The sequence below is a fragment of the Pseudomonas sp. SORGH_AS_0199 genome (assembly GCF_031453735.1).
Lineage (GTDB): Bacteria > Pseudomonadota > Gammaproteobacteria > Pseudomonadales > Pseudomonadaceae > Chryseomonas > Chryseomonas aestiva.
Genome location: NZ_JAVJAE010000001.1, coordinates 1,964,148 through 1,976,738 on the forward strand (window position 1 = coordinate 1,964,148; position 12,591 = coordinate 1,976,738).

Below are 12,591 nucleotides of genomic sequence, written 5' to 3' on the forward strand. Positions count from 1 at the left end.
GCTCACTCACGCAGAAACGCGGGGAAAGGTTTCGTCCTTGCGCAGGGTCAGGATCTCGTAACCCTCTTCGGTGACCAGCACCGTGTGTTCCCACTGCGCGGACAACTTGCGGTCCTTGGTGATGGCGGTCCAGCCATCGCCCAGCAGGCGGGTCTCGTAGCGGCCCTGGTTGATCATCGGCTCGATGGTGAAGATCATCCCGGCCTGCAGTTCGAGGCCCGTGCCGGCACGGCCGTAGTGCACCACCTGCGGCTCCTCGTGGAAGCCCTTGCCGATCCCGTGGCCGCAGTATTCGCGAACCACCGAGAAGCCGTTCTTCTCGGCGTGCTTCTGGATCACTTCGCCGATATCGCCCAGCCGCGCGCCGGGGCGCACCAGGTCGATGCCCTTGTAGAGGCATTCCTGGGTGACCTGGCAGAGCCGGTCGGCCCACTCGGGCACGTCGCCCACCAGGTACATCTTGCTGGTGTCGCCGTGGTAGCCATCTTTGATGACGGTGATGTCCACGTTCATGATGTCGCCGCTCTTGAGCGGCTTGTCATTGGGAATGCCGTGGCAGACCACGTGGTTCAGCGAGGTGCAGATGGATTTCGGATAGCCCTTGTAGTTCAGCGGGGCGGGGATGGCCTGCTGCACGTTGACGATGTAGTCGTGGGCCAGCCGATCCAGTTCTTCGGTGGTGATGCCGGGACGCACGTGTTCGTCCAGCATTTCGAGCACTTCGGCGGCCAACTGGCCGGCGATGCGCATCTTGGCGATGTCTTCAGGGGTCTTGAGGATGACGGTCATCGGAAATCTCTAGGTATCACGCCGGGTGTCAGCTTTCGATCCGCTATTCTATCAGAGCCGGCGCCCGCGCTGTGGCTGCCGGCGGTACCCCGGACCTCCGGCATGCGGCAATCGCCGCTGGTGGTATCCGGCAGGGCGTGATATAAAGTCGCGCGCTTTTTCGGGGCTATGCCCTTCAGCGCTCCTAACCCCACACACGCATCGACACGATGACCTGGGTGCTTCCCGATGGGAAGTTGGTCATTGGGATGCGTGGAGGCCCAACCCGACTACGAGGAACATCTAAATGTCTCAAGTCTCCATGCGTGACATGCTGAAAGCCGGCGTGCATTTCGGCCACCAAACCCGTTACTGGAACCCGAAGATGGGCAAGTACATCTTCGGCGCGCGTAACAAGATCCACATCATCAACCTCGAAAAGACCCTGCCGATGTTCAACGAGGCCCTGACCTTCGTTGAGCGCCTGGCGTCCGGCAAGAACAAGATCCTGTTCGTCGGCACCAAGCGCGCCGCCGGCAAGATCGTTCGCGAAGAAGCCGCGCGTTGCGGTCAGCCCTTCGTTGATCATCGCTGGTTGGGCGGCATGCTGACCAACTACAAGACCATCCGTGCCTCGATCAAGCGTCTGCGTGATCTGGAAGTCCAGTCCCAGGACGGTACTTTCGACAAGCTGACCAAGAAAGAAGCCCTGATGCGTACCCGCGACCTCGAAAAGCTCGAGCGCAGCCTGGGCGGTATCAAGGACATGGGCGGTCTGCCGGATGCCCTGTTCGTGGTCGACGTTGACCACGAGCGCATCGCCATCACCGAAGCCAACAAGCTGGGCATCCCGGTCATCGGCGTCGTCGATACCAACAGCAGCCCGGAAGGTGTTGACTACATCATCCCCGGCAACGATGACGCCTTCCGCGCCGTTACTCTGTACCTGAGCAGCGTTGCCGATGCCGTGATCCGTGGCGGCAGCAATGGCGGTGCCAGCGAGCAATTCGTCGAAGAACCCGCTGCCGAAGCCGTCGAGGGCTGAGCATTTCGACCCTAGGGTCGAGCGGTTCGACGTGCGAGAAGGGGGCCTAGCCCCCTTTTTGCCTACTGGCGTTTCATTGGCTCCGCCTGCGTGCGGAGTGACCTCGAAACCGATTCAAGAGGATTTCAAACATGGCAGAAATCACTGCAGCCCTGGTCAAAGAACTGCGCGAGCGCACCGGCCAAGGCATGATGGATTGCAAGAAGGCCCTGACCGCTGCCGGTGGCGACATCGAGAAAGCCATCGACGACATGCGTGCCGCTGGCGCCATCAAGGCTGCCAAGAAAGCCGGTAACGTGGCTGCCGAAGGTTCCATCGCGGTCAAGGTCGCTGACGACCACAAGGCTGCCGTCATCATCGAAGTCAATTCCCAGACCGATTTCCTGGCTCTGCAGGACGACTTCAAGGGCTTCGTCGCCGCCAGCCTGGACAAGGCCTTCGCCGAGAAGATGAGCGATGCCGCTCCGCTGATCGCCGCTCAGGAAAGCGCCCGTGAAGCGCTGGTCGCCAAGTGCGGCGAGAACGTCAACATCCGTCGCCTGACCCGTGTCGAAGGCGATGTCGTTGGCGCCTACCTCCATGGTCACCGCATCGGTGTGGTCGTTACCCTGCAGGGTGGCACCGCCGAACTGGCCAAGGAAATCGCCATGCACGTCGCGGCGAGCAATCCTCAGTTCCTGAATCCCTCCCAGGTTTCCGAAGAAGCTGTCGCCAAGGAAAAGGAAATTTTCCTGGCGCTGAATGCCGACAAGATCGCCGGCAAGCCGGAAAACATCGTGGAGAACATGGTCAAGGGTCGTATCAACAAGTTCCTGGCCGAAGCCAGCCTGGTTGAGCAGCCTTTCATCAAGGATCCGGAAGTCAAGGTCGGTGAGCTGGCCAAGAAGGCCGGCGCCGAAATCGTTTCCTTCGTGCGTTACGAAGTAGGCGAAGGCATCGAGAAGGCTGAAGTCGACTTCGCTGCCGAAGTCGCTGCCCAGCTGGCTGCCAGCAAGCAGTAAGACCGGCATCCGCCGTTGACCAGGAGGCCGCCCGCTTCGAGCGCGCGGCCTCTTTGTCAAATTGGAAGGCAGATCTGATTTCTGGTCTTCCAAGGAGTTTTTTGCCGATTGGAGTGAACGCAACTGCGGTTGCGCTTTCCTATCGCAGGATCAAAATCCCCCGCATATGTTCATCGCCACAGGAGAGAGTGAATGGCACAGCAGATGAGTGGTCGCCAACCCCGTTACAAGCGTATTCTGCTGAAGCTCAGTGGCGAAGCCCTGATGGGAAGTGAAGACTTCGGGATCGATCCGAAGGTGCTGGATCGCATGTCGCTGGAGATCGGCCAACTGGTGGGCATCGGTGTCCAGGTCGGTCTGGTGATTGGCGGTGGCAACCTGTTCCGCGGTGCGGCGCTGTCCGCCGTGGGTATGGACCGGGTGACCGGCGACCACATGGGCATGCTGGCTACCGTGATGAACGCCCTGGCCATGCGCGACGCCTTGGAGCGTTCCAACATTCCTGCCACGGTGATGTCCGCCATTTCCATGGTCGGCGTGACCGACCAGTACGACCGCCGCAAGGCCCTGCGTCAGTTGAAGGACGGCGAAGTCGTCATCTTCTCCGCCGGTACCGGCAATCCGTTCTTTACCACCGATTCCGCCGCCTGCCTGCGGGCCATCGAGGTCGAAGCCGATCTGGTGCTCAAGGCCACGAAGGTGGATGGTGTATACACGGCAGATCCCTTCAAGGATCCCAACGCCGAAAAATTCGAGCGTCTGACCTACGACGAGGTGCTCGACCGCAAGCTGGGTGTCATGGATCTCACGGCCATCTGTCTCTGCCGTGATCACAACATGCCCTTGCGGGTTTTCAACATGAACAAGCCCGGCGCCCTGCTCAATATCGTGGTGGGCGGAGGTGAGGGCACCCTGATCGAGGAGGGAGCAGCATGATCAACGAGATCAAGAAGGATGCGCAGACGCGCATGACCAAGACCCTGGAAGCCCTGGGCCACGCCTTTGCCAAGATCCGTACCGGACGCGCTCATCCGAGCATTCTGGATAGCGTCATGGTGTCCTACTACGGCAGCGATACCCCGCTGCGTCAGGTGGCCAACGTCACCGTCGAGGATTCGCGGACCCTGGCCCTGAGCGTGTTCGACAAGAGCATGATCCAGGCGGTCGAGAAGGCCATCATGACCTCCGACCTGGGCCTCAACCCGGCCACCGCCGGTACCACCATTCGCGTGCCGATGCCGGCGCTGACCGAAGAGACCCGCAAGGGCTTCACCAAGCAGGCGCGCTCCGAGGCCGAGCAGGCGCGCGTTTCCGTGCGCAACATCCGCCGCGATGCCCTGGCTCAGCTCAAGGATCTGCTCAAGGAAAAGGAAATCAGTGAAGACGAGGATCGTCGCGCTCAGGATGAAGTCCAGAAGCTGACTGATAAATTCGTCGCCGAGGTGGACAAGGCTCTGGAGGCCAAGGAAGCCGACTTGATGGCTGTTTGACAACGGTTGGGATGTAACATGGGCATGAGCAAGCCAGGCAAGGTGGTGCCGCGTCACGTGGCGATCATCATGGATGGGAACAATCGCTGGGCGCGCCGACGGTTGCTGCCGGGCGTCGCCGGTCACAAGGCCGGAGTGGACGCCGTGCGCGCGGTCATCGAGGTGTGTGGCGATGCGGGCGTCGAGGTGCTGACGCTGTTCGCCTTCTCCAGCGAGAACTGGCGGCGTCCGGCCGACGAGGTCGGCGCTCTGATGGAACTCTTCCTTTCCGCCCTGCGGCGGGAGGCCAAGAAGCTGCACCAGAACGGCATCCGGCTGCGCATCATCGGCGATCGCTCGCTGTTCCATCCGGAACTGCAGGCAGCCATGGCGGAAGTCGAGGCACTCACTGCCCATCACACCCGGTTCGTGCTGCAGATTGCCGCGAACTACGGGGGGCAGTGGGACATCACCCAGGCCGCCCAGCAGCTGGCGCTGCAGGTTCAGCAGGGCACGCTGCAGCCGGGTGAGATCACTTCCGAGCTGTTGCAAGGCCGTCTGGCGACGGCCGACCTGCCACTGCCTGATCTATGCATCCGCACCGGCGGCGAGCGGCGGGTGAGCAACTTCCTGCTCTGGCAGATCGCCTATGCCGAGCTGTATTTCTCCGACCTGTTCTGGCCGGACTTCAAGCACGAGGCCATGCGTGCCGCGCTGGCCGACTTCGCCACCCGCCAGCGGCGGTTCGGTCGGACCTGCGAACAGGTGGAAGCGGAGCTACGCGCCTAATGTTGAAGCAGCGAGTTATCACGGCGATGGTGCTCCTGCCCATCGCCCTGGCCGGATTTTTCTGGCTGGAAGGGGCGACCTTCGCCCTGTTCATCGGTGCGGTCGTGGTCCTGGGTGCCTGGGAGTGGGCGCGCCTGGCGGGGCTGGAAACCCAGCCGCTGCGTTGCGCCTATGCCGCCGTGATCGCGCTGGCGCTGCTGCTCTGCTGGTGGTTGCCCGGCGGTGCTCATGGTCTGCTGTTCATCAGTCTGGCCTGGTGGCTCTATGCGACCGTGCTGGTGCTTACCTATCCCGACAGCGCCCGGGCCTGGCAGGCTTCCTGGCGGCGTCTGCTGATCGGTCTGGTGGTGCTGGTTCCGGCCTGGCAGGGGCTGATGCTGCTCAAGGCGGCACCGGGTGGCAATCTGCTGATTCTCGAAGTGATGATGCTGGTGTGGCTGGCCGACATTTTCGCCTATTTCTCCGGGCGGGCCTTCGGCAAGCGCAAGCTGGCGCCGGCCGTGAGTCCGGGCAAAAGCTGGGAAGGCCTCTACGGCGGCCTGGCCGCCGCGCTGGTGGCGACCCTGGTGCTCGGCCTGGTGCGTGGCTGGGGGCTGGGTGATCTCTTGCAGGCGCTCATCGGCGCCGCCTGCGTGGTGCTGATCTCCGTGGTCGGCGATCTCACCGAGAGCATGTTCAAGCGCCAGGCCGGACTCAAGGACAGCAGTCAGCTGCTGCCCGGACACGGTGGCGTGCTGGATCGCATCGACAGCCTCACGGCTGCCGTTCCGTTGTTTGCCCTGCTGCTCTGGTGGGCTGGCTGGGGTGTTCAGTGAGTCTCCAGCAGCTTTGCGTGCTGGGTGCGACCGGCTCCATCGGCGCCAGCACCCTGGATGTCGTGGCCCGGTATCCCGATCGCTATCGAATCTTCGCCCTCAGCGGACATCGTCGGCTGAAGGAGCTGGCTGACCTTTGCCGGCGTTTCCAGCCGATCTATGCGGCCGTGCCTGACCAGGCCTCCGCCGAGCAGTTGGCTGGCCTGCTGCAGGATGTCGAGCAGCGCCCCGAGATCCTGGTGGGGGAGGGTGGCCTGGAGGCTATCGCGGCTCATCCGGAGGTCGATACCGTCATGGCGGCGATCGTCGGCGCGGCGGGTCTGAAGCCGACGTTGGCTGCGGTCAAGGCCGGCAAGCGCGTGCTGCTGGCCAACAAGGAAGCCCTGGTCATGAGCGGCGCGCTCTTCATCGAGGCGGTGCAGGCCAGTGGCGCGACCCTGCTGCCCATCGACAGCGAGCACAATGCGATTTTCCAGTGCCTGGTCGATCCGGCGACTCCGGGGTTGGCCCGTAAGGGTGTGCGTCGAATCTTGCTCACGGCCTCGGGCGGTCCGTTCCGTGAGACACCGGCCGAAGAGCTGATCGGCGTGACACCGGACCAGGCCTGTGCCCATCCCAAGTGGTCGATGGGGCGCAAGATTTCGGTGGATTCGGCCACCCTGATGAACAAGGGGCTGGAGCTCATCGAGGCCTGCTGGCTGTTCGAGGCGACGCCGGAGCAGGTCGAGGTGGTTATCCATCCCCAGAGCGTGATCCATTCGCTGGTGGACTACGTGGATGGGTCAGTGCTGGCCCAGCTGGGCAATCCCGATATGCGCACGCCGATCGCCCATGCCCTGGCCTGGCCCGAGCGGATCGACTCCGGTGTTGCGGCGCTGGATCTGTTCGAGATCGGCCGCCTCGACTTCGAGCGGCCCGACGAAGAGCGCTTTCCCTGTCTGCGCCTGGCGCGAGAGGCGGCTCAGGCGGGCGGTTGCATGCCGGCGACGCTCAACGCGGCCAACGAGATCGCCGTCGAAGCCTTTCTCGAAGGGCGGCTGGGCTTCACCGAGATCCCCCTGCTGATCGAAGCGGTCCTCAAGGGTGTCGAGCCCGGTGCGGCCACTGATCTCGCTGCGGTCTTCGCGGCCGACAACACCGCTCGGCGGCTGGCTGGGGAGTGGCTGTCGAGACGCTGATCCCGCGCCTCGACACCTGGCCTGCGAGTCCGCAGAATCTGCACACTGAGGTAGCGGAGGCAGCCAATGTCCATCCTTTATACGATACTGGGAACCCTGATCGCCCTGGGCGTGCTGGTGACCATCCACGAGTATGGCCATTTCTGGACGGCGCGCCGTTGCGGCGTCAAGGTCCTGCGTTTTTCCGTAGGTTTCGGCAAGCCGCTGTTGCGCTGGCACGACCGTCAAGGCACCGAATTCGTGGTGGCCGCGATCCCGCTGGGCGGTTACGTGAAGATGCTGGACGAGCGCGAAGCGCCGGTGGCGCCCGAAGAGCAGCATGCGGCCTTCAATCGCAAGACGGTCCGCCAGCGTATCGCCATCGTCGCCGCCGGACCGATCGCCAATTTCCTGCTTGCCATCCTGTTCTTCTGGCTGCTGGCCATGCTTGGCTCCCAGCAGCCGCGCCCGGTCGTGGGAGCGATCGCGCCCGATACTCCGGCTGCCACCGCGGGCATTCCCGTCGGCGCAGAGTTGACCGCGGTCGATGATGCGGCGGTAGACAGCTGGTCGGCGGTCAATCTGCGGCTGGTCGATCGCCTGGGTGAAAGCGGTCCGCTGCGCCTGAGCTACCGGGTGCCGGGCACCACCGCCGAACAGAGCAGCGTCATCCAGCTCGATGCCTGGTTGCGTGGTGCGGAAGATCCCGATCCGATCCAGGCCCTGGGCCTGAAACCCTGGCGACCGCAGATTCCGGCGGTCTTCGCCGAGCTCGATCCGGCCGGCCCGGCGAAAGCGGCCGGCCTGCAGGCGGGAGACCGCCTGATCGCCCTGAACGATACTTCCATCGGCGACTGGCAACAGGCCGTGGACTGGGTACGGGCGCATCCCGGTCAGCAGGTCAGGCTGACCTATGAGCGCGAGGGCCAGCAACGGGACCTGACCCTGCGCCTGGGCGCGCGGCGCGTCGATTCCACCGAGAGCGGTTACCTCGGTGCGGGTGTGGCCCCGGTCAAGTGGCCAGCGGAAATGGTTCGCGAAATCAGCTATGGACCCGTGGCTGCCGTAGGCGAAGGTATCGGTCGAACCTGGCAGATGAGCGTGCTGACGCTGGTTTCCCTGAAGAAGATGCTCTTGGGAGAGCTGTCGGTAAAAAACTTGAGCGGGCCGATAACCATTGCTAAAGTGGCGGGCGCTTCAGCTCAGTCAGGCCTGGGGGATTTCCTCAATTTTCTGGCGTACCTGAGCATAAGCCTGGGGGTTCTGAATCTGTTGCCTATCCCTGTGCTCGACGGTGGTCATCTGGTCTTCTACTTCGTCGAGTGGATTCGCGGGCGGCCCTTGTCCGAGCGTGTACAGACATGGGGCATGCAGATCGGTATTAGCCTCGTCGTGGGTGTGATGCTGCTGGCCTTGGTCAATGACCTCGGTCGCCTCTGACACTCTGCTGATTGCCGAATCTGCCGCCCAGTGCGGCAGATTCTTTATTTGCCAGTTGGAATAAAAGGGACTCATGAAACGCCTGCTGCTACCTGCGGTAATAGCCGCGCTGATGATCGGCGAGGTACACGCCGAGTCCTTCACCATCTCCGATATCCGCGTCAACGGACTGCAACGAGTATCGTCCGGCAGCGTCTTCGGTGCCCTGCCGCTCAATGTCGGCGAGTCCGTCGACGACAACAAGTTGGCCGAAGCCTCGCGCTCGCTCTTCCGTACCGGATTCTTCCAGGACATCCAGCTGGGTCGTGACGGTAACGTCCTGGTCGTGAACCTGGTCGAGCGTCCCTCCATTTCCAGCATCACCCTGGAAGGCAACAAGGCGATCTCCAGCGACGACCTGATGAAGGGTCTCAAGCAGGCCGGCCTCGCCGAAGGCGAGATCTTCCAGCGTGCGACGCTGGAAGGCGTGCGCAATGAATTGCTGCGCCAGTACGTCGCCCAGGGCCGTTATTCGGCCAGCATCGACGCCGAAGTGGTGCCTCAGCCCCGTAATCGGGTGCAGCTGAAGATCACCATCAACGAGGGCGAGGTCGCGACCATCTCCCACGTCAACGTGGTGGGCAACACGGTTTTCCCCGAAGATGACCTCACCTCGCTGTTCGAGCTCAAGCCGAGCAACTGGTTGTCGTTCTTCCGTAACGATGACAAGTACTCCCGGGAAAAGTTGTCAGGTGACCTCGAGCGCCTGCGCTCCTATTACCTGGATCGTGGCTACATCAACATGGACATCACCTCGACCCAGGTGTCCATCACGCCCGACAAGAAGCACGTCTACATCACCGTCAACGTCAACGAAGGGCAGAAGTACACCGTTCGTGAAGTCAAGCTGTCCGGCGACCTCAAGGTGCCGGAGGAAGAGCTGCGCAAACTGATGCTGGTCCAGCCGGGCCAGGTCTTCTCGCGCAAGGTCATGACCAGCACCTCGGATCTGATCACCCGCCGATTGGGCAACGAAGGCTATACCTTCGCCAACGTCAATGGTCTGCCCGAGCCCCATGACGACGATCACAGCGTGTCCCTGACCTATGTGGTCGATCCGGGCAAGCGTGCCTACGTCAATCGCATCAACTTCCGCGGCAACACCAAGACCGAGGACGAGGTGCTGCGTCGCGAGATGCGTCAGATGGAAGGCGGTTGGGCTTCCACCTATCTCATCGACCAGTCCAAGACCCGCCTCGAGCGCCTGGGCTACTTCAAGGAAGTCAAGGTCGAGACGCCCCAGGTACCGGGCACCGACGACATGGTCGACGTCAACTACAATGTCGAAGAGCAGCCGTCGGGCTCCATCACCGCCAGCATCGGCTTCGCCCAGAGCGCCGGTCTGATCCTCGGTGGTTCTATCAGCCAGAACAACTTCCTGGGCACCGGCAACCAGGTCAGCATCGGTCTGACCCGTTCCCAGTACCAGAGTCGCTACAACTTCAGCTTCACCGATCCCTACTTCACGCCGGATGGCGTGAGCCTGGGCTACAACATCTTCTATCGCAGCACCGACTACAGCAAACTGTACGACAGTGACGTCTCCTACTACTCGATCAACAGCCTGGGTACCGGTGTCACCCTGGGCTATCCGATCAGCGAGACCTCGCGCCTGACCTATGGTCTGAGCGTGCAGAACGACGAGATCAACCCCGGTACCTACAGTGCCGACGAGATCTACGATTTCGTCGAGCGCGAAGGTGACAACTTCACCAACTTCAAAGCCAGCATCGGCTGGTCGAGCTCGACGCTGAACCGCGGCGTCCTGCCGACCCGTGGTGCTTCCCAGAGCATGACCGGCCAGATCACCATCCCGGGTAGTGACCTCAGCTTCTACAAGCTCGACTACCGCGGCCAGCTGTTCACGCCACTGACCGACACTACGGCGCTGCGCTTCCACACCGAGCTGGGCTATGGCGACAGCTATGGCAGCACCGATGGCCTGCCGTTCTATGAGAACTACTACGCGGGTGGCTTTAACTCGGTACGAGGCTTCGAGGACAGCAGTCTAGGTCCGCGGACTACACCGCCACGAATCAATCCAGCGACTGGTCAGACCAACTATGGGCCTCAGGGGCAGGGTTATCGTGACCGTGATAAGTCAGAGGCATTCGGTGGCAACGTCCTGATCACAGGCGGCGTGGAATACCTCTTCCCTCTGCCGTTCGTGAAGGATCAGAAATCGCTGCGTACCGTGTTGTTCTGGGACGTGGGTAATGTGTTCTCGACGGGCAACTGCTACAAGGCGGCTGATGGCGTCGGCGGTACATCGAATTGCGGAGATATCAGCCTCTCCAACATGGCCAGCTCCGTTGGCGTCGGCGTGACCTGGGTTACCGCCCTGGGCCCGCTGAGCTTCAGCCTGGGCGTCCCGGTCAAGAAGCCGACCAACTCCGATCCGCAGGTCTTCCAGTTCTCGCTGGGTCAGACGTTCTGACCCAGGCAACACCTTTGCGCTTTACGCAGGAGTCAACTGTGCACAAGTACACTCGTTACGCTCTGTTCGCTGCCGTTCTCGTTGCCGCTCCGGTCTTCGCCGATACCAAGATCGCTGTCCTGAACTACCAGATGGCCCTGCTGGAATCCGATGCCGCCAAGAAGTACGCGGTGGATTCCGAGAAGAAGTTCGGTCCCCAGCTGAACAAGCTCAAGGGTCTGGAAAGCTCCGCCAAGGACATTCAGGACAAGCTCAACAAGGGCGGTGACAAGCTGGCCCAGGCCGAGCGTAGCCGTCTGGAGAACGACTTCCGCCAGAAGGCCCGTGACTTCCAGTTCCAGTCCAAGGAACTCAACGACGCCAAGGCCGCCTCGGATCGCGACATGCTCAAGCTGCTCAAGCCGCGCCTGGACAAGGCCGTCGAAGAGGTGCTGAAGAAGGGTGACTACGATCTGGTGCTCGAACGTGGCGCCGTGGTTGACGTGAAGCCGCAATACGACATCACGCGCCAGGTCATCGAGCGCATGAACGCGGGTCGTTGATGAGTCATAGCACCTTTACGCTGGGCGAACTGGCGCAGTGGCTGGAAAGCCGCCAGTTGACCGTGGAATTACGCGGTTCGTCCGAGCGCCTGGTCACCGGTCTGGCTACCCTGCCCGAGGCCGGTCCCGACCAGTTGAGTTTTCTCGCCAATCCGCAGTACCGCCGTTACCTGGCCGATACCCAGGCCGGGGCCGTGCTGCTGACGGACAAGGACGCCGACGGCTATGCCGGCGATGCCCTGATCCTGGCGAATCCCTATCTGGCCTACGCGCGGCTTTCCCACCTGTTCGATCGCAAACCGCGCAGCGCGGCCGGTATTCATCCGACTGCACTGGTCGCGGCGGATGCCCAGGTCGATCCGACCGCGGCCATTGGTCCCTATGTGGTGATCGAGGCGCAGGCATGCATCGGCGCAGGTGTCAGTCTCGGTGCTCACTGCGTGGTGGGTGCGCGCAGCGTCATCGGCGTCGATAGCTGGCTGGCGCCGCGGGTCACGCTCTATCACGACGTGACCATCGGTGCGCGCGCCGTCGTGCAGTCCGGGGCCGTGATCGGTGCCGAGGGCTTCGGCTTCGCCAACGAGCGTGGCCAGTGGCAGAAGATCGCCCAGCTGGGTGGCGTGCTGATCGGCGACGACGTCGAGATCGGTGCCAACACCACCATCGACCGTGGCGCCCTGGCGAACACGGTCATCAGCGATGGCGTCAAGCTCGACAACCAGATCATGATCGCGCACAACGTCCAGGTCGGTGAGCACACCGCCATGGCCGCCTGTGTCGGCATCTCTGGCAGTACCAAGATCGGCAAACACTGCACCATCGCCGGCGGCGTGGGCATGGTCGGTCATATCGAGGTGTGCGATCACGTGTTCGTCACCGGTATGACCATGGTGACCCGCTCGATTACCGAGCCTGGCGCCTATTCCTCCGGCACGGCCATGCAGCCGGCCGGTGAATGGAAGAAGAGCGCCGCGCGGATTCGTCACCTCGACGACATGGCCCGCCGTCTGCAACATCTGGAAAAAATCGTTGCTACCGTGACCTCGCGGGATGACGCTGCTTCTGATGCTTGATTCTGCATCGGATGTT

Annotated in this window: 12 protein-coding genes; 11 read left to right on the top strand and 1 reads right to left on the bottom strand. The window is 62.4% G+C overall.

What is annotated here, in order from left to right; translation table 11 throughout:
* Nucleotides 1-6: 6 nt before the first annotated feature.
* Nucleotides 7-789 (bottom strand): type I methionyl aminopeptidase, encoded by a 783-nt coding sequence (map, locus tag QE444_RS09200; protein WP_133859822.1) that lies wholly within the window; start codon nt 787-789, stop codon nt 7-9.
* A gap of 286 nt (nt 790-1,075) precedes the next feature.
* On the opposite strand from map, the gene rpsB reads away from it, so the two are divergent.
* From rpsB to lpxD, 11 genes are all read left to right on the top strand, one after another.
* Entirely contained in the window at nt 1,076-1,813 is a 738-nt protein-coding gene (gene rpsB, locus QE444_RS09205) for a 30S ribosomal protein S2 (protein ID WP_309738030.1), read from the top strand.
* Nucleotides 1,814-1,944: 131 nt separating this feature from the next.
* Nucleotides 1,945-2,814: a translation elongation factor Ts gene (gene tsf / locus QE444_RS09210; protein ID WP_187978696.1), complete on the top strand. Its 870-nt coding sequence runs from the start codon at nt 1,945-1,947 to the stop codon at nt 2,812-2,814.
* A 192-nt stretch (nt 2,815-3,006) separates the two neighbouring features.
* Nucleotides 3,007-3,750 carry a UMP kinase gene (gene pyrH / locus QE444_RS09215; RefSeq protein ID WP_017639054.1) on the top strand — a complete coding sequence of 248 codons (744 nt, stop codon included), beginning with the start codon at nt 3,007-3,009 and terminating at the stop codon, nt 3,748-3,750.
* Nucleotides 3,747-4,304: a ribosome recycling factor gene (gene frr, locus QE444_RS09220; protein ID WP_133859819.1), complete on the top strand. Its 558-nt coding sequence runs from the start codon at nt 3,747-3,749 to the stop codon at nt 4,302-4,304. Before pyrH ends, frr begins: the two co-directional genes overlap by 4 nt.
* An 18-nt stretch (nt 4,305-4,322) precedes the next feature.
* Nucleotides 4,323-5,072: a polyprenyl diphosphate synthase gene (gene uppS, locus QE444_RS09225; RefSeq protein WP_166655864.1), complete on the top strand. Its 750-nt coding sequence runs from the start codon at nt 4,323-4,325 to the stop codon at nt 5,070-5,072.
* Nucleotides 5,072-5,887, top strand: coding sequence for a phosphatidate cytidylyltransferase (locus QE444_RS09230; protein WP_187978697.1), 816 nt, complete (start codon nt 5,072-5,074; stop codon nt 5,885-5,887). Before uppS ends, QE444_RS09230 begins: the two co-directional genes overlap by 1 nt.
* Nucleotides 5,884-7,065 carry a 1-deoxy-D-xylulose-5-phosphate reductoisomerase gene (ispC, locus tag QE444_RS09235; protein ID WP_309738038.1) on the top strand — a complete coding sequence of 394 codons (1,182 nt, stop codon included), beginning with the start codon at nt 5,884-5,886 and terminating at the stop codon, nt 7,063-7,065. The genes QE444_RS09230 and ispC overlap by 4 nt, the downstream gene beginning before the upstream one ends.
* 66 nt (nt 7,066-7,131) lie before the next feature.
* Complete coding sequence (rseP, locus tag QE444_RS09240) at nt 7,132-8,484, top strand: sigma E protease regulator RseP (RefSeq protein WP_273862643.1); 1,353 nt, start codon at nt 7,132-7,134, stop codon at nt 8,482-8,484.
* Between the two features lie 73 nt (nt 8,485-8,557).
* The gene (gene bamA / locus QE444_RS09245) at nt 8,558-10,960 is read left to right on the top strand and encodes an outer membrane protein assembly factor BamA (protein WP_309738041.1); all 2,403 of its coding nucleotides are present in this window, start codon (nt 8,558-8,560) and stop codon (nt 10,958-10,960) included.
* A gap of 38 nt (nt 10,961-10,998) precedes the next feature.
* Entirely contained in the window at nt 10,999-11,502 is a 504-nt protein-coding gene (locus tag QE444_RS09250) for an OmpH family outer membrane protein (RefSeq protein WP_187978700.1), read from the top strand.
* Entirely contained in the window at nt 11,502-12,575 is a 1,074-nt protein-coding gene (gene lpxD / locus QE444_RS09255) for a UDP-3-O-(3-hydroxymyristoyl)glucosamine N-acyltransferase (protein ID WP_405046415.1), read from the top strand. Before QE444_RS09250 ends, lpxD begins: the two co-directional genes overlap by 1 nt.
* Nucleotides 12,576-12,591: the final 16 nt, after the last annotated feature.